Raw genomic sequence first — 21,180 nt, forward strand, 5'->3', positions numbered from 1 at the left:
CTTCCGTCATGCAGAAAAGGTATCAGCGAGTTTCAGGCAATATGGGTACGGATAGCACAGCGACTTAGTCGCGCGGATGGGCGGGGGTTTCGGGTTCAGCAGGCTGCGAGAGTGCGATCAGCGCATTCACTACTGCCGCACGGGTTTCATCGGCGCGAATCGCCGCATAAACGTCAATTGACAGCTGTTTAGCTGCATCGTCAGTCAGTGGCCGGTAACAGAGTCCTGCCTGATTAAAGGTGCATTTTGACTGCGGCATCAGCGCAAACCCTTTGCCTCTGGCGATGTGTGCCAGCATCAGCAGGGAATCTTCTGGCTCTCTGACCCGTTTCAGTGTGACGCGGAGCGTGGCGAAGTAGCGCTCGCATTTATCGTAAAACTGCGGATTGGCACTGCGCGCAAACCAGAAAAGTGGAAGGTCAGCCAGCGCCTCCAGCGCAACGTTTTCAGACAGGCTGGCGGGATGTGCTGACGGCATCGCAACCCACAGTGGCTCACGGTATACCCAGGCGTACCGGACGGCATCTTCCGCTTCCGGACCTTTTTCCCCGGTCAGGATCAAATCCAGGCTATTTTTCGCCAGGCACTGCAGCAACTGAGCCGAAGTGAGGCTGGGCATCTCCATCTCGTCGCTGGCATAAAAACTGGCGAGCTGCTTATTAAGCGGCGCGATGAGTTCGAAATTCAGCGTGCGGGTCAGCCCGATACGCAGCTGTGCTGCGACAGGCTGCGCATCCTCTTTTAGCGCATTCAGTGCGATAAGGATCGCTTCCGCTTTCGTAACCAGCGCCCGGCCAGACTCAGTCAGGGTGACCTCATGCGTCGTACGGCTGAACAGCGGCTGGCCCAGCAGATCTTCCAGACTCTGAATCTGACGGGTGAGCGGAGGCTGCGTCATGCTAAGGCGTTCTGCGGCCCGGCGAAAATTAAGCTCGTGCGCGACCGCCAGAAAGCACTGTAACTGTTTAATGGTGGGAAGGTGGCTGCTGATGAGATGCGCGGCTAAAGACATGGCGCCATCCTGCTGCTGAAAGAGTGAGGGAGTGTAGGGGAAACGTGTGAAGTCAGCAACGGAGAGGGAATTCCCTCTCCGTTGCAGCGATTACATGCGCTCGACGGTGTCGATACCCAGCGTATCCAGACCCTGCTTCAGCGTCTTCGCGGTCAGCGCGGCCAGCTGCAGTCGGCTCAGACGCGTCGCGTCTGATTCTGCGCTGAGAATCGGGCAGTGCTCGTAGAAGCCAGAGAACAGACCGGCCAGATCGTAGAGATAAGCACACATCACGTGTGGTGTACCGTCGCGCGCCACCTGCGTGATAACCTCTTCGAACTGCAGCAGACGGGTTGCCAGCTGTGCTTCGCGCTCTTCGCTAATCACGATCTCTGCATCCAGCGAATCGGCATCAATGCCTGCCTTGCGGAATACGGAGAGCACGCGGGTGTAGGCGTACTGCATGTAAGGCGCCGTGTTGCCTTCAAACGCCAGCATGTTGTCCCAGTCGAAGATGTAGTCGGTGGTGCGGCTTTTTGACAGGTCAGCGTATTTTACCGCGCTGATGCCCATCACTTCCGCCAGCGCTTTGACTTCCGCTTCGCTCATCTCCGGGTTCTTCTCACGCACCAGCGTGTAGGCACGCTGCCAGGCTTCGTCCAGCAGATCGGAGAGCTTGATAGTGCCGCCGCTGCGGGTTTTAAACGGACGGCCATCTTTGCCCAGCATCATGCCAAACGCATGGTGCTCCAGCGGTACCGATTCCGGCACATAACCCGCTTTACGCACGATAGTCCACGCCTGAACCAGATGCTGATGCTGACGGGAGTCGATGTAATAGAGCACACGATCGGCTTTCAGCGTTTCGTAACGGTATTTCGCACAGGCGATGTCAGTCGTTGTGTAGAGGTAGCCGCCATCCTTTTTCTGAATGATGACGCCCATCGGCTCACCTTCTTTGTTCTGGAATTCATCCAGGAACACCACGGTCGCGCCTTCGCTTTCAACAGCCAGACCTTTCTGTTTCAGATCGGCAACAATGCCAGGCAGCATATCGTTATAAAGGCTTTCACCCATCACGTCATTGCGCGTCAGCGTAACGTTCATGCGGTCATAGATTTTCTGGTTCTGACTCATGGTGATGTCGACCAGCTTCTTCCACATCTGGCGGCAGTACTCATCGCCACCCTGGAGTTTCACGACATAGCTGCGCGCACGCTCGGCAAACTCAGGATCTTCATCGTAGGTGCGCTTGGCTTCACGGTAGAAGCCTTCGAGATCGGCCAGTGCCATCTCAGCGTGGTTTTCATTCTGCTGTTTTTCCAGGAACGCAATCAGCATGCCGAACTGCGTACCCCAGTCGCCAACGTGGTTCGCCCGGATCACCTTATGGCCCAGAAACTCCAGCGTGCGCACCGCCGCATCACCAATGATGGTGGAGCGGATGTGGCCCACGTGCATCTCTTTCGCAACGTTGGGCGCAGAGTAGTCGACCACAATGGTCTGGGGTTCGGCCAGCTGCACACCAAGACGCGGCAGACTTAGTGCTTCGCGGGCATGCTTTGCCAGCCAGTTGTGGTCGAGGAAGATATTGATGAAGCCCGGTCCGGCAATTTCAACTTTGCTGGCGATGCCGGTCAGGTCGAGGTGCTGAATCACCGCTTCCGCTAATTGTCGCGGTGCCTGTCCCAGCTTTTTCGCCACGGCCATAATGCCGTTGGCCTGATAGTCTCCAAACTGAACCCGGGCAGACTGGCGAACCTGCGGTTCGCAATCGGTGGGTGCGCCGGCTAAAACCATTGCCTGACTGACTTTTGCGGAAAGAAGTGCCTGAATATTCACCGAGTTACCTTCATGTGCTGAACAACGCCCGGACCAAAAGCCGGGCTGTCATCATCTTGCCTGAGCGCATCGCGTAACGAATTGATAGAAACGGATGGGGCAGACAAAACGGAAAAAAATGAGGGGAAAAGTATACGTGAAATGTGGGTGGGCGTCAGCAGTTGGATGAAGCGGGGAAACAGAGCTGAAGAAGATGTTTCCCGGAGGCGTTAACGACGTCGCAGATGACGGCGTGGGTTCTTTACGCTTTTATCTTCGCGCACCTTCCAATGGCGGGAAATTGCAAACCCCATCAGTGCGATCAGGACAGCGACAACGATGAGCATAGACATAGAGCCATTCCTTTTGGTTGTGTTAGGTCAAATTTATAGGAAGGTGGGGGAGGCTGCAATTGTTTGCTCTTCAAATAAGAGTTATCTTATTGTATTAAAGAAGTTGATTTAAATCAATATATTAGACTGCTTTCATCAAGGAACTCATGGTCCTAAACAGGGGATAAATCCGAAATGAAAGATGTTATTATACGGTTTTGCGTTAAATTCCGGTCCAAATAAGATGAATCTTACCATTTTGTGACGCCGGACACGCGGCGCACAATAAACCAGACTGATTATAAATGCTAAACAAATAGAGAGGAATCCCGGTGGCTGAGCGATCTTTTCCGTCAGAATTGGATGATTTAAAGACAGATTTGGAACGTTTTGAAGAATCGTTGCAAATTTTTGCGCAGAGACTGGGTTTGCGCCTTAACGATCTGGACGTTGACCATATTGCGGTGCGTTGTCATCAGGACACGACGGCGATGCGCTGGCAGCAAGGCCTGCAGCAGATTGGTACTGAGTTTTCGGCAGCGATGATCAACGGACGACAGATTTGCCTGTTTAAACTACATGATCCGCTGTTGGTGGCGGGCAGGCAGGTTGATGTGGTTGAGCTGCCATGGCCGGGTGAAAAGCGTTACCGCCATGAAGGCTGGGAGCATATTGAGGTGGTGTTGCGCGGCGATCATCAGACGCTGGGCATGCGCGCGATGGCATTGCTCTCCGATGACGCGCTGACGCAGCCGGGTATTTCATTTAAAACCAGCTCACCAAAGGGCGAGAATGAGCGTCTGCCCAATCCGACCCTGGCGGTAACGGACGGGCAGACGACAATCAAGTTTCACCCATGGCGACTGGAAGAAATTGTCGCCAGCGAGCAGAACTAGATACGGGCGGCTACTGCGCGCTTCAGGCGCGCAACGGCCTCATCCAGCAGCGCACGAGTGCAGCCGAAATTGAGCCGGACAAACTGGTCATTGCCAAACTCACGTCCGGCCGATAAACCCAGTCCGTGCTTCTCAAAATAGAGTGCAGGGCTGGCCACGCCCAGCGCACTGGCGTCGATCCAGGCCAGGTAGGTCGCTTCCGGCACGGCGACGGACAGGCCGGTCATTTTATTGACCTGTGACACCAGCCAGTCACGGTTACTGCGCAGGTAGGTATTCTGCGCCTGCAGCCAGGGTTCACCTTCGCGCCATGCCGCTGCCGCAGCGGCGAGCGCCAGAATATCCACATCCGGCACAATCCCGCGTCGCATCCGGTTAAAGCGCGAACGCAATTCGGCATTAGGAATAATGGCAATGGACGCACCCAGACCGGCAATATTAAAGCTCTTGGAAGGTGACATCAGCGTGACACTGCGCTGCGCGGCATCTTCACTCAGCGACGCAAACGGAATGTGTTCAGCGCCCGGCTCCAGCAGCAGATCGCTGTGGATCTCGTCGGAACAGACGATCAGATCGTGCTTCTGCGCAAATTCCAGCTGTGCCTGCAGTTCGTCGCGGCGATAAACGGTGCCGCCCGGATTCTGCGGATTGCACAGCATTAACAGTCGCTCTTTGCCGGTGAGCTGATCGTCAGCCGCATCCATATCCACTACCCAGCGCCCCTGTTGCAGCGTCAGCGGCAGACTGAGCTGACGCCGTTCTGCCAGTTTTGCCGAACCGCGAAACGGCGGATAGATGGGCGTGGGGGCAATCGTCAGCTCGTCCGGTGCGGTAAACGCACGCACGGCGAGATTCAGTCCGCAAACCACGCCCGGCAAAACTACAATCCACTCCGGATTAACGTGCCACTGATAGCGTGAGGCGAGCCACGCTATCGCACTGTCAATAAACTCAACCGGCGTATCGCCATAACCAAAAATCCCATGCGCGGCGCGGGTCTTAATTGCCTCGATAACGCAGTCAGGCGATCGGAAATCCGTATCTGCCACCCACAACGGCAGAATGTCCTGGTCCGCATATTTGTTCCATTTAAGGCTATCGCTGTGACGACGGTCTATCCGTTGGTCGAAATTGAATGCCATAGTTAACTTTCCCGGTAAACTCATTCCAGCAGCCAGACTAACTGATGAATCTGCCTTGAACCAGAGTCATGTAAAGGAGAAGAGAATGACCACACTGGAAATTTGCTGCTATGGCGTGGATTGCGCCGTGACCGCACAACAGGCGGGCGCTGATCGGGTTGAACTTTGTGCCGCACCGCGTGAAGGCGGCCTGACGCCGTCGGCGGGGATGCTGAATGCCGCCCGGCGCGAGGTTTCGATTCCGGTTCATCCTATTGTCCGGCCACGGGGTGGCGATTTTTGTTATACCGCACGTGAATTCGAGGCGATGAAATCGGATGTGGCGTTAATCCGTGAACTCGGTTTTCCCGGTCTGGTGATTGGGATGCTGGATGAGGACGCCCATATTCATCAGGGCCAGATGCGACAGATTATGGCGCTGTGTGAGGGTCTGGCGGTAACCTTTCATCGCGCCTTCGATCTCTGTCACAGCCCTAAGCGCGCACTGGAAGCGTTAACGGATTTGGGGGTGGCGCGCATTCTGACATCCGGTCAGCAGCAGAGCGCTGAAAACGGAATTGCATTACTTCGGGAACTAAATGAGACCAGTACCGGTCCTATCATTATGGCGGGTGCGGGCGTGCGTCTCAGCAACCTGCAAAAGTTTCTCGACATGGGGATTGATGAAGTCCACAGCTCGGCCAGCCGCCTGATGGCGTCACCGATGCGCTACCGCAAAGCGGGGGTCTCCATGTGTTCAGAAGCCGAAACCGACGAGTTCAGCCGCTACTGTGTAGACGGCGATGTGGTTGAGGCGATGAAAAGCGTGATGCAGATGAGCACCGTTCGGGTTGCCTGAACCACAACAGATTTTGCCGCGCAGCACGCCGATCATTGACGTGGTGTTTGCAAGTACCAAACCCCAGTATGCTTGCTGGGGTTCTTTTTATCCGAAACAAAGGTTTATGATAAAAGCGATCTGGTTGTTGCCAAAATGACTCAGCAACAATAAACATCTGTAAATCTATGAACTCATTATTGAAGCCAGGATGATGATCCCATTAAGGTGCTTAACTCTGCTCAGCGCCTTAACGGGATTAGGGACTACTGAGCCGTCTTGCATCCAGCGTGCAAAAACATAGCTGTAGGGCGGGGTCAAAATGCCGTGTCTCCACAACTATTGCTTTGTTCAGACTGACAAACACCTCTGTGAAAAAGCCTGAATTGTATGAAATCTTTATCAGTCTTTACCCTTTGCTGTCTGCATTTATCATAACGGTTGGGCGCATTCATCAGTTCAGGAAAATCTTCCAGGAGTTTTTTTGTCACAGAGAAAAGCTCCCATCGTTATGTGCTGATATTCCTGGCAGCGTGGTTTAGGTCATACGCAAATGTGTGTCTGTAAACTTTACAGACCTGTACGGTTCTGCCTCCTGACTGTCGTGACAATCACTGGAAATCATCCGGCTCAGTCGACGCTCTTAACCTGATTCCCTTTTACTAAGCATCAGGGTGCATTAACCACAGCGAGATGGTGATTAAATACACGTCTTTCAGGCGTTTGAGTGTGCCCGCCTTGCTATGCAAGGGGCAGTGGAATACATCCTCCTCACTAATCTCCAACACAGCAACCCCTGGGCTCAGGACACCAAACTGTGAACCAAAGTTTCATTGCCGGATTGCAGATTTACAACGCCAGCATCTTCATTACAGATAAGGCGTTTGTCGAGAGCAATGCCTGTGAAATAACAACAGAATGAGTATGCAAAATATGCATTTCAATAAATGCTTGAATTGCAATTTTTAAAAATGCCAAAAGCGCAAAAACCCGGGCAAGCCGGGTGTTGAGTGCTATTATGAGGTTCAGCCGTGACGCTTAAACGATTGCGACTGGCTAATCATGACTTTGCCGAAGATGTAAAAGCGGTGCTCATTTGTTTCATCAATGAACCAGTCCCGATAGCGTGTGTTATCAGAAATGACGACGATTTTATCAGGAACAATCTGCAGACGCTTGATGTGTATTTTTCCATCAAAACCAAATACATATATCCCATCACCATCAAACTGAGTCACTGAAACATCTACAAAAATCAGGTCTCCAGGTTCAATAGTCCCTGACATGCTGTCGCCGCGAACGTTAACCATCTTTACAGTAGTCTGAGGCTTACCGCCGAAGAAGTTTCTGGCATGGTCGGCGTTGTACTCAATAGAGCGAATAACATCTACGATGTCACTTCCTATATACGCTCCTGGACCAGCACTCACATTTACATCAAGCAAATCCACACGATACACATCCCCCCCTTGTATGACTTTTTCGGAATCCTTACTGTTATTATATACAGTATTTTCTGGATTGGGAGGAATAAATAATTCTCCAAGGCTTACATTTAGTACGCTTGCAATTTTATTAAGCGATTGCTCAGTAAAGGATTTTTGCTTTCCTGTTTCAAGACGTGAAATATTTGCCTGATCGACGCCCACAGCATCTGCCAGATCGTTAAGCCTCATTCCCCGCGCAAGGCGAAGTTCTCTGATTCGATTTCCTATGTTCATAGGCCTATTTAATGACTGGCTTGCATGAAACGCAAATTAACTTGCGCAATCCGAATGCATACTCTAGCATGCGTATTATGCAATGAGTGATAAAAAGTGCACAAAATACCTATAAATTGCGTTTTGCGCAACAATGATCGCTTAGTGAAGTCGGTTTGGCTATTGGCTGGATAGAGGAGATCTGAGCCGTATGGAGCGCGGAGTGAGGGTTGAATCACGGAATACAGTTCAGTAACTGGCAGTGTTCATTCATGGGGAAATCAGTAAACCAGGCATTCTCTGTACCCAGCACTTTTCAAACTGGCACCATGTTTCAAATAACTACGTCATCAGTAACGAAATCAGAAGAGAGAGGGATAGCCGAGGATCAAACGCACTGGCATGAAGAAAAGGCACCAGCATGGCTGGGAGCGGCAATGGAAAAGATTATTTCAGGTATCCCGGGTGGGTTTACAAAAGCTGCTGAATCTCCTGGCAGGACTAAAGGGCGTTATTTAAGGGCTAATGGGCTAATGGGCTAATGATAATAAGATTTTTACAATGCACCTGGCCATGATTACAAATCAGACAAGTAGCATCAGGCACATTGCTAACGCTCTATCCCCGCGGTCAAACACCTTAAATGTTCCGCTGGTGGATATTAAAAATATTGATAATGCAGACATTAATCTATGCCTGATGAAATCAGTCGATGCCGTTAGAAAGCATTCAGCCTGCATTTACAAAATAACACGCTGACAGTCTGGTGGATGCGAATGAGCATATTTGAGAAAAAAGCCATCAATGCATGGCGATGCGGGCAGGGCAATTGACGCTAATGTATTGCCTGTTTTGTGTATCAGAAAAGGTGAATGCCGGGGATTGCAGTTCGTGGCGCTCGATGCGACTAAATTAACGTTTGTGGAGAACTAATCGCGTGATCAATTTAACCAGGCATTCAGGATTACCGCCATTTCATTGCCTTCATTCTGCCTGTGGTCGCTTATGTCATGGACCAGGGCATTACGGGCTCAATATACCAGGGATTATTAACGAAGTTTGTTACAGCTTTGTCGACAGGGCTGTAGACAATATAGATCAGTCGATGAAGGTGAAAATGCGAAAACTGACCGTATTGTCCATGATATATGCAGTATGCATGTGCGGGTCATTAGCGGGGAGTCAGAAAAAAACCAGATTATCTAATCGCATGAAAACGATGAACATGATGAGTGCTTCATTTCTCTCAAACTGTGTAAGCAATATTTCAGGGAGGTCAAAATAATTCATGAGCTTACTTCTGAAAATTAAGCCATTAGTAATTAGCCCGATGCTCGCCAAGCGTATTGGTTTGAATGAAGCGATAGTGCTGCAACAGATTTGCTACTGGCTGGAGGACACCCTATCTGGTGTCGAATATAACGGTACGCGCTGGGTTTATAACACTATCGAAGAGTGGACAAATCAGTTTCCATTTTGGTCATCGGACACAGTTAAACGTACTCTGAAATCACTTAAAAAACGTGATTTGATTTTTGTAGAGCAGCTGAAAAAAACACAGCATGATCGGACTAATTACTACGCAATCAATCATGCAAACCCACTGTTGGCCGATGAGGGTAATTTGCCCTCATCGAAGAATGCAATCCTCACTCGTCGGGCAGGGCACTCTGCTCTCTTCGACCGGGACAGTCTGCCATCGTCCATAGGTGCAAATTGCCCTCCTCTTACAGAGAATACAACAGAGAATACAACAGAGATTACAACAACCCCTACTTGTCAGTTTGCTACGCAATCAGACGATGAGTGGTCGTTCGTCAGGCGTTCCCGGAAAGTCTTATGCCATCTGAACAAGATTACCGGCGCTAAGTACACTGAGGCGCAGTCGTCGATGGGCCACATCCAGGCCCGGCTTAAAGATGCGTTTACAGTGGAAGAGCTTTGTCTGGTGGTGGATTACAAGCATGTCCACTGGGAAGGCACTCAGGAATATCAGTATATGCGTCCCAAAACGTTGTTCATCCCTGGCAATCTGCCTGGCTATCTGCAGTCAGCTGCCAAATGGGATAAGGCCGGGCGCCCACCGCGTTCTGAGTGGAAAGCCCTGAAACGAAACATTCAGCGGGATATCACGGTGGTGCCAAAACCTGATTGCTCCGTGCCCCATGGTTTTCGCGGCTAAAAGGAGAACAATATGGTCAATAACGAATTAAAAGTTCTTAAATTAATTACCCGCAGAGGTCCGCTAAAGGTCCGCGAACTCTGCATGCTGACCGGCATGCATGAAACCACTATAAAGCGTGTTATTAAACCACTCTTAACCAGAGGAGTGCTTAAACTTGTCAGCGACTGGCGTTATTCAATCAACAGCGAAATGGTCATAGAAGAGAGTGAACAATATCGCCAGCATGTAAAGCAGGCTACCTTGCTTGAGGCTAAAGGCTTTTGGTTGCGTGCGGTACAGGTATGGCGTGAAGCAATACTTGTAGCTCGATTGGATGCATCCCGAAGTGAAGCTAAAGAGAACTGCGATCGCTGTGCAATCAATGGAGCCCGGACTTACGTAAGTTATAGTGGGATTGAGACAGGGCGTATCCCTGAAAACACATTGCGTGAGGATCATCAGTGAAGGCAAGTCTACTGCGCCATTTCGGTGCCAATGAGATCGTATATCTGAATTATTAACTGCTGAACATTTATGAGGAGTATTTCGAAAGTAATTACAACATACAATATGTCATGTCAAACCAGTGGCAGGAGATTATGCGACATCTTTATCGCGGGTAAGTTTGACTTCCCCGGGTTGTTAAAGTCACTGATCGCGGCATTAAATCATTGACTGCGACAATCGTCAGTGCAAAGAGAAACTGGCTCAGCATGGGCAGACCAGACAGTACAAACGATGGGTAGAGTGGCAGAACTGGGCATGACTCGGCAGCGAAGCTGACGTTTCTTATAGCATCGCCAGACATGGTCGGAAGAGAATGGCAACGAATACCCATCATTTATTCGTGATATCGCTTTGCAGAGCGCCTCACGATGATCCGCACCAGGATACGAAAGTAGTTGAAGCAGAATATGGCAGCCAGGCTGAACCGTTATTCAGGTTCCTTAATTTCGCGACTAAATCTGGTGTAATCGCGACAAATGAAAAACTGAATGTGTGGGGAGAATTAAATATGCGTGATATGTCACAGGTATTAGAACGTTGGGCAGGATGGGCTAAATCAGAAAGTCGCAACATCGGTTACCCAACAATTGCAGCAGGGTTTAAAGGGCTGCTGCCGCAGGATTCAAAATTAACGCTTAGATGTAGTGATGAAGACGGGCTGATTATAGAGGGTTGCCTGTCAAGGCTTAAAGCCAGACGTCCGGATGAGCACGCGCTCATTGTGATGTATTACTTTTTCAATATTTCCAAGCGTACCCTTGCGAAGCAGGCTAAACGCGATGAGAAAATAGTAAGAATAGAAATACAGATGGCAGAAGGGTTTATTGAGGGATGTCTGGCAGCGTTGGATGTGCGGCTTGATATGGACGACGAATTGACGCCGAAAAAAAATTTTAAAAAACCTTTAATGCGGTCCGCAACTTCTCTAGTATTCTGATAAGGTTGATTGCTTTGAAGCAGGTTGAATGTGCTAATAAAATATTGAGCATTGAAATTCAGAATGCTGAAAAATTTATTAAGGGGCTGGATGCGCGGCTTGATCGGGGCGACGAATTGACCGAAAAATTTTTAAAAACTTCTCACGCGGTCCGCGACTTCTTTAGTATTCTGATAAAGTCGACTCTTGTGACGCAGGCAGAAAACGATAAGAAGATAGAAGAAATCAAAGCTAATATAGCTGAAGGCTTTATTGCGGTGTGTCTGACAACGTTGAATGCAGGCATTGTAAGGAAGAAGAGTTGACGCAAAAAAATATAAAAAAACGCTAGCGCGGTCCGCAATTTCCCTGGTAATGTGATAAGGTCGATTACCCGCTAATGCAGATTATCGGCAAAAGTCAGTTCCTGATGTGGATGTCAAAACGCCTCAGACCTCACCAGTCTGGAGGCGTTTTTATTTATCCCCTATAAAGGATAAGTCCTCATCTATCCCCTTGCGGGGATAAGATCCTGACCACTGTTGCCATATGTTAGGCAGTTAACCACGTAGTGCCAACGCTACTACCCTAGGAATGAAAGCAGATTTAATCCCCTTCAAATAAACCCGGTGCAGCCAGAATCCGCACATAGGCTTTCTCAGGATATATTTGAGGCCCTCATTCAGGCCGAAATGCGTTAACAGGCGTTAGAAACGGCGCTGGATGCGCAGGGAAAGCGGCTTGAATGAGTTACAACCTGATCGCTTTAGATATTCTGATTAAATGGCTCACTTCGGCGGGCCTTTTTTATTTCAACCTGCCAGCACCCAGAATACCGTAATTTTCAGGATGGCCATCAGCGACTTTTATGCAAAAAAATCCGTACAGCGGCGTGTTCTTTCTCATTAGCTACCCAACGGCGACCAGGCTTTTGTATCTCAATAGCCTGAAAGCTAACGGTCTTGTCCGGCTCGGAAAATAGACAATTTCTAATTGGTCAATTCCCCGAACCGGGATGGATATGTTTCGTATGAATCAACATGCAGACACTGCAATCAGCGGAGGCACCTGGATGGCAACTCTTTCGAGCCTGGCAGGTGTCGTGACACTCGACAGGGTGTACATGGTCACCGCCCTGGCAGGCTTGGTGATAGCCATCTTTGGGTATCTGGACAAACACCGTACAGAGACATTAAAGCGCAAAGAAATTGAACAAAACATGCTTAGCGAGCAGGAGCGCCTTGAACTGGACCGCGTTCGTGCACAGGCGGTGCTCGATTACCTCAACGGGTCTAAAGACTCACCTGCTGTACAGAAATCACCACAGGTCATCCAGGGCATTAACAGGGTGCTCGACTCCGTCAAGGATTAAACATAATGCTATCCCCACAGCTGAAAACAAAGCTAAGTGCAGCAATGCTGGCACTGATTGCTGCTGGTGCATCAGCGCCCACCCTGATGGAACAGTTCCAGAAGGAGAAAGAGGGAAGCAGCCTGAAAGCTTATGCTGACGCGGGTGGCGTGTGGACGATCTGCGGCGGCGTAACGCAAATAAAAGGTAAGTCAGTCCTACAGGGCATGAAGCTGACAGCCGATCAGTGCCGGATCCTCGACAGAGCGGAGCAGGCTAAGGCGCTGGCATGGGTAAACAGGCATGTAACCGTTCCGCTGACGGATCCACAGAGAGTCGGAATTGCTTCGTTTTGTCCCTGGAATATTGGTCCTGGTAAATGTCTGCCGTCATCATTTTACCGTAAGCTGAATGCCGGGAATCGCAGGGGCGCATGTGCAGAGATGAAACGCTGGATATTTGACGGGGGTAAAGACTGCCGCATACGCTCTAACCACTGCTTTGGACAGGTTGTGCGTCGCGATCAGGAATCAGAGTTAACGTGCTGGGGGCTGGATCAATGACGAGATTACTGCTGATAAGTATTGCGGTAGTAATGTGTCTGACCTGTGCAGGATTGCTGGCACTTCATTATCACGAGCAGGCTGTCACATTTGAATCTCAGCGCGACAAGGTAAAAGAACAACTGAGGCTGGCTAATGACACCATTATCAATTTGCAGATGCGCCAGCGCGATGTGGCCGCGCTTGATGCGAAATATACAAAGGAACTGGCAGAGGCTAAAGCCGGGCTTGATTCTCTTCAGCAGTGCGTTAGCTCTGGTAAGTGCAGGCTGCACCTCAACGCAACCTGCCCCAGAGGTGAGGCCACCATCACCGCCGGCCTGGATGTTGCAGCCAGCCCCGGACTTACTGACGCCGCTCAACGGAATTATTTCATCCTCAGAAAGCGAATCAGCCTTGCCGGAAAACAGATAGCGGGATTGCAGCAGTACATCAAAGAGCAGTGCCTGAGGTAGAAAACTGATGTTTATTTTTTTGTACCAGCAATTTACCCAGCCGATTCATCTGGCCCTGCATAAAGCGGGGCTTTTTTATGTGCCTGACCCGGGCATACCTTATCCCGGAGTCTGCAAAAATCGAGCCTTAAAGCCCCCCTCAGAATTGCGAATATCTTAGCCAGGCCTGACAGCTCATGGCGTACGACCTGACGGCTCGATAACTCGCTGCAATTGCTCCTTTTGAAGCGCGGGAAAGTAGATCTGCACAGTGTGACAGCAAAATGCCAAAAAACAGTAGTCCTGTAACAAAAATTTCTGGATAGGGGCATCGAAAATACCCGGAAGCTCACAGTCAGCTCCCTGTAATCGGAAGCCCGAGAGGTCCTGGATGGGAATACATCAGGCGTTATGCCGGAACCGGCGGCGGCTGGTCAGATCGTAAGGGATGGAGCACAAAGTATGTCATCAGTTCTGATGACAGCCTTCACACACTCAGAGATAAGGCCAGCAGCGCCTCACGAACCAGCATTCTACTGACGATAAATCGGCATGTATTAATCACTTTAAATCAATATCTTATGAAGATTTGGCAGGTGGTGCCATAAAGGGTAGCGTGCGGCTCGATTCAGCGACGTGACAAGCCCTGGCGTCGCGGCCCGCGACGATACCGATTTTGTATAGGTCCACTTTAGGCTAATGAAAACTGCAAGAGGGTTATCCGTTGAACAACGACAGCACGCAGCCTGGCTATCTGATCCCCACAGATACAGGCCCGGAATACGATGAGGCACTGGAGCATCAGATCAGTCGATGGATATGTGGCGTAACCGGACTGGCGACCGACATGGTGATGCCACGCTGGACAGAGCCGCAATCTCAGAAAGGATTGACCTGGTGCGGATTTGGTTTATCAGTCACCCCGCGTGATGGCACGCCGGCAACTATTCAGGGAGATGAAAGCAGCGAGCAGTGGACATGGGAGCAGGTGACGGTGCTGAGTAGTTTTTATGGTCCGTCCGGCGCTGGCATGGCCTCGCGATTCAGAGAGGGCATCGCAGTGGAACAGAATGCTGCCACGCTTCGTAGCGCGGCAGGTCTTTCACTTATCGAAACCGGGACAATCTCTGACCTGTCCCGGTTTATCGATAACGAATGGGTGCGCCGTTATGACATCACTACGACGCTTTCCCGCAAAAACATCCGTACCTATGGCGTTAAATCGCTGGTGGACGGTTCCATATCAATCACCGGAGAATAACTTATGGCACAGGGCTTACCTGTATCCAGCATTGTAAATGTTGACGTGATTCTGTCGCCCGCTGCGGCGGCAGGTCGTAATTTTGGTTCACTGCTCATTCTGGGCACTTCAACGGTCATTCCGGTGACCGAGCGCCTGCGGCTTTATACCCGTACAGAAGACATTAGCGCAGATTTTGGGGCAGACAGCCCCGAATATGCGGCTGCACAGGTTTATTTTTCTCAGTCACCGCAGCCGACGCAGGTCTATATCGGGCGCTGGGCAAAAACGCTGGAAGCCGGCGTGGCCGGTAGCACTGAAACACTGGCGCAGGCTGTCACCGCCGTTCTTCAGTTCACCAACTGGTACGGCCTGGCCATTGCTGATAAAGACGATCTGACCGCAGCGGATATCACAGCCACCGCTGCTGCTATTCAGGCGTCAGGCGAGAGCCGCATCTTTGCTGTGACTTCTGCAGATTCCGACATTCCTGATCCAGCGTCATCCACCGATATTGCATCAACGCTGAAAAAAGCGGGTTACAGCCGGACTTTCATTCAGTACTCAACAACCAGCAAATATGCTGCGCTGTCAGCATTCGGGCGCGCCTTTACGGTGAATTTCACCGGCAGTAACACCACCATCACGATGAAATTCAAAGATGAACCCGGCGTAGCTTATGAAACGCTGAGCAATGCTGCAGCGGCAGCGATCGATGCGAAAAATGCCAACGTCTATGTCTATTACGCGAATGACACGGCAATCCTTCAGCAGGGCGTTATGGCTAACGGCGATTTCTTCGATGAACGTCACGGGCTGGACTGGCTGCAGAACTTTGTACAGACCAACTATTTCAATCTGCTTTACACCTCACAGACCAAAATTCCCCAGACTGACGCGGGCGGGACCCGGCTGCTGGCTAATGTGGAGCAGTCAATGGAGCAGGCAGAAAAGAACGGTCTTATTGCGCCGGGCGTCTGGAATGGTGGCCCGATTGGAGAGCTTTCATCCGGCGATACCCTGACAAAAGGGTATTACTGCTATATCACACCCATCGCTGAACAGGCACAGGCCGATCGCGATAAGCGCAAAGCTCCCCTGCTGCAGATGGCCTGTAAGCTGGCAGGTGCGGTGCATTATGGCGATGTTCAGATCAACGTAGTCCGTTAAGGGGATTCTTATGAGTACTTATAGTTTTATTGATGTTACAGCGTCGCTGGCCGGTCCTTCAGGTGCCGTGGACCTGGGTTACGGAGCCGCAAACTCTGAGGAGGGGATTGTGGTTGCCATGACCGAGGCCAAAAACACGATGACAACGGGTGCAGATGGTGAAGGCATGCACAGCCTGCATGCGGGAAAAAGTGGCACAGTGACGATTAATCTCCTGAAAACCTCACCCGTGAATAAGAAGCTCTCAATCATGTACAACGCGCAGAGTCTTTCTTCCACGCTGTGGGGTAATAACGTGATTGTTGTGCGTAATACCGCATCCGGTGATTTGGTCACTGCGCGCGGTTGCGCTTTCCAGAAAGTACCGGACTTCAGTAACCCGAAGGTAGCAGGAACGGTAGCGTGGGTTTTTGACTGCATCAAAATCGATAAACTGCTCGGGGAATATTGATTATGGAATTTGAGATTAAAGGTGTGCGTTATCGCACCGCAAAACTCACTGTTTTTGATCAGCTTAAAGTTACCCGAAAACTGTTGCCGGTGCTGGCTGGCCTGTTTTCTGAGTTCGGCACTATTCGAAATCTTTTGCCAAAACCGGGCGATGAAAAAACGACCGGCACGCTTAACAGCTATGCACCACTTTTCGAAAAGCTGCTGCCGCATGTTGCGGATCAGCTGGCCGGGCTAAGTGAAGAGGATACCAACGCGATCATTTTCCCCTGTCTTGCCGTTGTGTCCCGCCATCAGGATAAAGCCTCATGGGTGCCGGTCACCAGACAGGGTGAACTGATGTTTGATGACATTGATCTCATCAGTATGCTGCAGATGGTGGGGCGGGTCGTGGGTGACAGCCTGGGAAATATTTTGCCCGCAGCCCCCGTCAGCGAGACTGCGGGCCAGTTGTTACCGGACTGATACTGGACAGTCTGCCGGACGATGAAAACTTCCTGATGCGCCCGGTGGATGCCGGGTACATCAGTTATGACAAGCTGCTTGACGGAACTGTCGATCTGGCTGACATCGCCCGGATGAATGACTGGCTGGATATGAAGGCTGACAATGAGGAGCGGATAAGACGCTGGAGAGAGGCGAATGAACGCTGAAACAATCAAAGATTTTCTGATAAGCCTCGGGTTTAAGGTTGATGATGCGGGTGCAAAAAAATTTGATGCCACTATCGCCGCAACCACATTACAGGCCGTTAAGCTGGCAGATGCTGTTAAAGCGACTGCATTATCAGTGGTCGCATTTACAACAAAAATCGCCAGCGGACTCGATAACCTCTACTGGATGTCGCAGCGTACCGGAACCAGCGCCAGAAGTATCGAGCAGATAGGCTATGCCGTATCTCAACTGGGTGGAACAGTTGATGGCGCACGTTCATCACTGGAGGGGCTGGCACAGTTTGTCCGTAATAGCCCCGGTGCTGAAGCCTTGCTGAATCGTCTGGGTGTAAAGACGCGGGATGCCAGCGGCAATCTGCTGGACATGGCGTCTGTTTTCACCCGCGTCGTTCAGATGCTGAATAAAATGCCTCCTGACCGCGCAAATCACTATGCGCAGATGCTGGGCATTGATGAAAAGACCCTGATAGCAACGCGCCGTGATGTGGGTCGGTTCAGTACACAGTACGCGCAGATGACGCAAGCTATCGGCTACAACCCTGACGTCGCGGCTGCCAGCTCTAACCGGTTTATGACCGCTCTGCGTTCATTTGGGCAGATGGCAGACATGACGCGGGATAAAATTGGTTCCGGTCTGGCTGACGGTCTGGCAGATTCAATTGATACGCTGACAAAGAAGGTGGTCGATAATTTTCCACTGATTGAGCGTACGATTACCCTCGGCATCGAGGGTATCGTGTGGCTGGGGGAGGTAATTGGGAAGGTAATTTTCAGGCTGATTCAGGCGGCCAATGATATCCGGGACTGGTGGAATACCCTTGATAGCAGTACGCAGCAATTGACAGCGATACTGGGCGGGCTTGTGGTTGCCTGGGGGCTTCTGAACAGTGCGTTTATGGTCTCACCAGTCGGTATTGTTGCTTCTCTGGGGATGGCAATCATTGGACTTTATGATGATTACCGGAAATGGAAAGAAGGCGGGGAATCGCTGATCGACTGGGAGGCGTGGGAGCCGGGGATTACGCAGGCCGTAAACAACATCGAGGGCATGGTCAGCAGTATTAAGGCGCTGGTAAGAGAAGCGGCTAAGTTGTTTGGTATCGATCCGAAAGCGTGGAGTCTGAAGTGGGAATTTACAGACCTGATGCGCAACCTGGGCGATCTGAAAAAAATGCTGACGCTTCTCGGGGACCTGCTGAACGCTCTGAACGAACATCGCTGGTCTGACGCAGTCAGCATCGGCAAACAACTGCTGCAACAGGGCAGTGAGAGGCCTGATGCATTACCCGGTGTGACAGAGAATGCCCAGGCGGCCCGAAAGGAGATTAGCGGCTGGTATCACACTTTCATGGATAAATTTAATCGCCTGCTCCTTCAGCGGTCAGGTGGCTCATCGGAACCTCCTGCTATACCGGGCAAGCCGGTAAAAGATACAGATACGCCGGCTCCTGATTACAGGCCAGCGCAACAGGCCAATGCCTTCCGTTATTCCCACCCGGCAAAAGAGGGTCTGACGCTACCGGACGCATTGCCGCCAGCCTTTAAGATGCTGGAGCAGTTATACCAGCTACCGGAAAGGCTTTTGCGCAGTGTGGCAATCTCCGGGTCCGGAGGTAATCCCGACACCGTTTCCGGCGCGGGCGCTCATGGGCTATTTCATATTCTGCCTCCTTTTGATCGCAATGTGGGGTTGCCGGGCAATGAGGCGCTTTACCCGGTAAAAGCCGCTGGCGCAGCAGAGCGATATCTTAATCAGCTACTTAAGGCTGATAACGGTGACCTGGCTAAATCACTGGCTTCTTATAACCTGGGGCTGGGCAATGTGCAGAGATATGGAATGTCACTTATGCCGGCAGAGACAAGAAGCAATCTGCCTGGAGAGATGAGCAACCTGCCGTCTTCTGGATACGGCCCGATTAGTCAGGAAACAAACATTCATGTTCATGGTGTCAACGATCCATACCGGGTAGCCACTGAGGTTGCTGATAAACAGCTGGCGGTTAACTCCCGCTTTATGCAGACCATCGTAACAGGGCCACGCTAATGGACATTCTCTCAACACTGTTTCACCAGCAGAAACGTAAAATTGAGCTGTTCGTTCCCAGTGTAGTCATTTCTGAGAAGCATGTTGACACGCTGGAAATCACCCAACATCCGGTAGAGGACAAGGCACCAATAACTGACCACGCCTTCCGTGTGCCCGCTGAAGTCGTCATGGAGGTAGGTTTTGCTGGCGGGGGGGCGCTGCTTGACCTGCTGGATACTTCATCTTACGGGCTGAGTTACAAGCTGGGCCCGCAAGAGATTTATATGCAGCTTCTGGAACTCCAGCGTAGTCGCGTACCTTTCGATGTGGTCACCGGCAAACGACTTTACCGCAACATGCTGATGCGCGTGCTGGATGTGACCACCGACAAAGCCAAAGAGAATGTATTGTCTGCCACGCTGACGCTGAGGGAGGTGTTAATTACCTCTGCGCAGAAAAACGCAATTGCAGATAAAACTAATATGAGCCAGGGGGTCAGCACCTCCGCTATTCAGAACGCCGGTGTTAAATCACTAAAGCCGGTAAATAAGCCGGGGCTGTACTGAATGGCTAATTTCCCAGGGGGAGTATATGCAGACCAGTGAAATTCCTTTGTCGCCGGATAACCAACAGTTCACCATTACAATTAACGGTGTCAATTACTCGATACTGACGCTGTGGCGAGATGAAGCAGGCTGGGTGATTGATCTGCTCGACAGCAGCGAGGTGGCGATTGTGACAGGTATTCCTCTCGTTACCGGTACAAACCTACTGGGACAGTCCGGCTTTCTTCATCCGGGATTTGGGCTGGTAGTGGTCTGTGATGATCCGGCGCAGAATTATCCGACACGGGATGATTTGGGGATAAAAAGCCACTTGCTGGTCATAACGGAGTAAACAGCATGTCACAGAACTGGATGCGCCATTTTGAGCTGCAGATTGTCAGTGAAAGCGGTAATGGCATCAGCCTGAGCGATTTTAAAGTGGTGTTTAATATCAACTGGACTGTAACCCGCTGGCCCGCAGCAGGAACAATAAAAATCTACAACCTCTCCGCGGATACCGCATCGCGGATACTGGGTAAGGAGTTTGCGAAGGTAAAAATCATTGCCGGTTATGACGGGCTGGCCCGGAACATTAATGCCAGTCAGGTCGGTGTTGTCACTAACCTTGAGGCCGATCAGGTGGGTAAGGTTAATGGCACTAACTTTGGAGAGATATTCAGTGGTGATATCCGTTATACGCTGACAGGCCGCGACGGTCCGACGGATAACTGGATACTGATTCAGGCTGTGGACGGACATAAGGCATTTACAAATGCCTACGTGGTTAAAACGCTGTCAGCCGGTTACAAAGTTGCCGATGTTCAGGCAGCCCTGATGCAAAACTTCAATCTGCATGGTATTACTCAGGGCACAAGAGGTAATTTTCCGGCAACCGTTTTTCCACGCGGGCGTGTACTCTATCAGCCTGCCAGGGATGTGATGGATAATGTGGCCGGACAGTGCGGCGCGACGTGGCAATTGTCTGGCGGTCAGTTACAGATGGTGCCGGTTGATAAATATGTTCGTGATCTCATCGTGCTAAACAGTGACACCGGTATGATCGGTATGCCGCAGCAGACAATGGATGCGGGCATCAATGTTTGCTGCCTGATTAATCCTAATATCCGCATCAACGGCCTGATTCAGATAGACCAAAGCTCAGTGTACCGGGCCAGTCTGTCAGAAGATAAGATTTTGAAACTATCGAAAAGGGTCAGTGAAACCCGTGTAGAGGGAAAACCACCGGATGATGTTAAAAATCTTCAGCCGTCAGCCATTGCCGCTGACGGGGTCTATATTGTCTATTCTATAGACTACAGTGGCGACACGCGTGGACAGGCCTGGTACATGAATCTCATGTGCCGTCCGAAAAACAATGCGACTCTGCAGATACAGGCTGTGGATTAACATGCTCAGCCATGATAACGCGGGAGAATTCCTG

24 protein-coding genes and 1 pseudogene are annotated in these 21,180 nt (G+C 50.8%); 20 read left to right on the forward strand and 5 right to left on the reverse strand.

Going from position 1 to position 21,180, the window contains the following annotated elements:
* Positions 1–64 precede the first annotated feature (64 nt).
* The 3 genes from EGO56_RS07925 to EGO56_RS22605 all read right to left on the reverse strand — a co-directional run bounded on the left by EGO56_RS07925 (position 65) and on the right by EGO56_RS22605 (position 3,165).
* Positions 65–1,012 carry a LysR family transcriptional regulator gene (locus EGO56_RS07925; protein ID WP_135908377.1) on the reverse strand — a complete coding sequence of 316 codons (948 nt, stop codon included), beginning with the start codon at positions 1,010–1,012 and terminating at the stop codon, positions 65–67.
* A 90-nt stretch (positions 1,013–1,102) separates the two neighbouring features.
* A complete protein-coding gene (gene argS, locus EGO56_RS07930) occupies positions 1,103–2,833 on the reverse strand; it encodes an arginine--tRNA ligase (RefSeq protein WP_135908379.1) in 1,731 nt (576 codons plus the stop codon).
* A 209-nt stretch (positions 2,834–3,042) separates the two neighbouring features.
* Positions 3,043–3,165 (reverse strand): hypothetical protein, encoded by a 123-nt coding sequence (locus EGO56_RS22605; RefSeq protein ID WP_009089698.1) that lies wholly within the window; start codon positions 3,163–3,165, stop codon positions 3,043–3,045.
* Between the two features lie 311 nt (positions 3,166–3,476).
* On the opposite strand from EGO56_RS22605, the gene EGO56_RS07935 reads away from it, so the two are divergent.
* Complete coding sequence (locus tag EGO56_RS07935) at positions 3,477–4,040, forward strand: VOC family protein (RefSeq protein ID WP_135908381.1); 564 nt, start codon at positions 3,477–3,479, stop codon at positions 4,038–4,040.
* Here the strand turns inward: EGO56_RS07935 and EGO56_RS07940 are convergent.
* Positions 4,037–5,182, reverse strand: coding sequence for a MalY/PatB family protein (locus EGO56_RS07940; RefSeq protein WP_135908383.1), 1,146 nt, complete (start codon positions 5,180–5,182; stop codon positions 4,037–4,039). The two genes, EGO56_RS07935 and EGO56_RS07940, sit on opposite strands and share 4 nt — an antisense overlap.
* An 85-nt stretch (positions 5,183–5,267) precedes the next feature.
* On the opposite strand from EGO56_RS07940, the gene cutC reads away from it, so the two are divergent.
* The gene (gene cutC, locus EGO56_RS07945) at positions 5,268–6,020 is read left to right on the forward strand and encodes a copper homeostasis protein CutC (RefSeq protein ID WP_135908385.1); all 753 of its coding nucleotides are present in this window, start codon (positions 5,268–5,270) and stop codon (positions 6,018–6,020) included.
* 1,004 nt (positions 6,021–7,024) lie between these two features.
* On the opposite strand, the gene EGO56_RS07950 is transcribed toward cutC, so the two are convergent.
* Positions 7,025–7,720: an XRE family transcriptional regulator gene (locus EGO56_RS07950; RefSeq protein ID WP_135908387.1), complete on the reverse strand. Its 696-nt coding sequence runs from the start codon at positions 7,718–7,720 to the stop codon at positions 7,025–7,027.
* A 251-nt stretch (positions 7,721–7,971) separates the two neighbouring features.
* On the opposite strand from EGO56_RS07950, the gene EGO56_RS07955 reads away from it, so the two are divergent.
* From EGO56_RS07955 to EGO56_RS08035, 18 genes and pseudogenes are all read left to right on the forward strand, one after another.
* A complete protein-coding gene (locus EGO56_RS07955) occupies positions 7,972–8,241 on the forward strand; it encodes a hypothetical protein (protein WP_135908389.1) in 270 nt (89 codons plus the stop codon).
* 746 nt (positions 8,242–8,987) lie between these two features.
* Positions 8,988–9,881, forward strand: coding sequence for a conserved phage C-terminal domain-containing protein (locus EGO56_RS07960; protein WP_135908391.1), 894 nt, complete (start codon positions 8,988–8,990; stop codon positions 9,879–9,881).
* Positions 9,882–9,893: 12 nt separating this feature from the next.
* Positions 9,894–10,328 (forward strand): hypothetical protein, encoded by a 435-nt coding sequence (locus tag EGO56_RS07965; RefSeq protein WP_135908393.1) that lies wholly within the window; start codon positions 9,894–9,896, stop codon positions 10,326–10,328.
* Between the two features lie 355 nt (positions 10,329–10,683).
* A pseudogene (locus tag EGO56_RS22725) lies at positions 10,684–10,773 on the forward strand (hypothetical protein); the annotation flags it as partial.
* Between the two features lie 105 nt (positions 10,774–10,878).
* A complete protein-coding gene (locus tag EGO56_RS07970; RefSeq protein WP_167493446.1) occupies positions 10,879–11,307 on the forward strand; it encodes an antiterminator Q family protein in 429 nt (142 codons plus the stop codon).
* Positions 11,308–11,321: 14 nt separating this feature from the next.
* The gene (locus EGO56_RS07975) at positions 11,322–11,612 is read left to right on the forward strand and encodes a hypothetical protein (RefSeq protein ID WP_135908396.1); all 291 of its coding nucleotides are present in this window, start codon (positions 11,322–11,324) and stop codon (positions 11,610–11,612) included.
* A 704-nt stretch (positions 11,613–12,316) separates the two neighbouring features.
* Complete coding sequence (locus EGO56_RS07980; protein ID WP_135908398.1) at positions 12,317–12,658, forward strand: hypothetical protein; 342 nt, start codon at positions 12,317–12,319, stop codon at positions 12,656–12,658.
* A 44-nt stretch (positions 12,659–12,702) separates the two neighbouring features.
* The gene (locus EGO56_RS07985; protein WP_238349010.1) at positions 12,703–13,200 is read left to right on the forward strand and encodes a lysozyme; all 498 of its coding nucleotides are present in this window, start codon (positions 12,703–12,705) and stop codon (positions 13,198–13,200) included.
* Positions 13,197–13,655 carry a lysis protein gene (locus EGO56_RS07990; RefSeq protein WP_135908402.1) on the forward strand — a complete coding sequence of 153 codons (459 nt, stop codon included), beginning with the start codon at positions 13,197–13,199 and terminating at the stop codon, positions 13,653–13,655. Before EGO56_RS07985 ends, EGO56_RS07990 begins: the two co-directional genes overlap by 4 nt.
* Before the next feature lie 703 nt (positions 13,656–14,358).
* Positions 14,359–14,895, forward strand: coding sequence for a phage neck terminator protein (locus EGO56_RS07995; RefSeq protein WP_013358205.1), 537 nt, complete (start codon positions 14,359–14,361; stop codon positions 14,893–14,895).
* A 3-nt stretch (positions 14,896–14,898) separates the two neighbouring features.
* A complete protein-coding gene (locus EGO56_RS08000) occupies positions 14,899–16,044 on the forward strand; it encodes a DUF3383 family protein (RefSeq protein WP_135908404.1) in 1,146 nt (381 codons plus the stop codon).
* Positions 16,045–16,054: 10 nt separating this feature from the next.
* Positions 16,055–16,495 carry a DUF3277 family protein gene (locus EGO56_RS08005; protein WP_135908406.1) on the forward strand — a complete coding sequence of 147 codons (441 nt, stop codon included), beginning with the start codon at positions 16,055–16,057 and terminating at the stop codon, positions 16,493–16,495.
* Between the two features lie 2 nt (positions 16,496–16,497).
* A complete protein-coding gene (locus EGO56_RS08010) occupies positions 16,498–16,959 on the forward strand; it encodes a phage tail assembly chaperone (RefSeq protein ID WP_135908408.1) in 462 nt (153 codons plus the stop codon).
* 35 nt (positions 16,960–16,994) lie between these two features.
* Positions 16,995–17,147, forward strand: a complete 153-nt coding sequence (locus EGO56_RS08015) for a DUF6889 family protein (protein ID WP_013358201.1) — start codon at positions 16,995–16,997, stop codon at positions 17,145–17,147.
* A complete protein-coding gene (locus EGO56_RS08020) occupies positions 17,137–19,212 on the forward strand; it encodes a transglycosylase SLT domain-containing protein (protein WP_135908410.1) in 2,076 nt (691 codons plus the stop codon). Before EGO56_RS08015 ends, EGO56_RS08020 begins: the two co-directional genes overlap by 11 nt.
* On the forward strand, positions 19,212–19,760 hold the full coding sequence (locus tag EGO56_RS08025) for a phage baseplate protein (RefSeq protein ID WP_135908412.1): 549 nt from the start codon (positions 19,212–19,214) through the stop codon (positions 19,758–19,760). Before EGO56_RS08020 ends, EGO56_RS08025 begins: the two co-directional genes overlap by 1 nt.
* Before the next feature lie 25 nt (positions 19,761–19,785).
* Complete coding sequence (locus EGO56_RS08030) at positions 19,786–20,091, forward strand: phage baseplate plug family protein (RefSeq protein ID WP_041456913.1); 306 nt, start codon at positions 19,786–19,788, stop codon at positions 20,089–20,091.
* A gap of 5 nt (positions 20,092–20,096) precedes the next feature.
* On the forward strand, positions 20,097–21,146 hold the full coding sequence (locus EGO56_RS08035) for a hypothetical protein (protein WP_135908414.1): 1,050 nt from the start codon (positions 20,097–20,099) through the stop codon (positions 21,144–21,146).
* Positions 21,147–21,180 lie beyond the last annotated feature (34 nt).

The organism is Pantoea vagans, from assembly GCF_004792415.1.
GTDB classification, from domain to species: Bacteria; Pseudomonadota; Gammaproteobacteria; order Enterobacterales; family Enterobacteriaceae; genus Pantoea; species Pantoea vagans.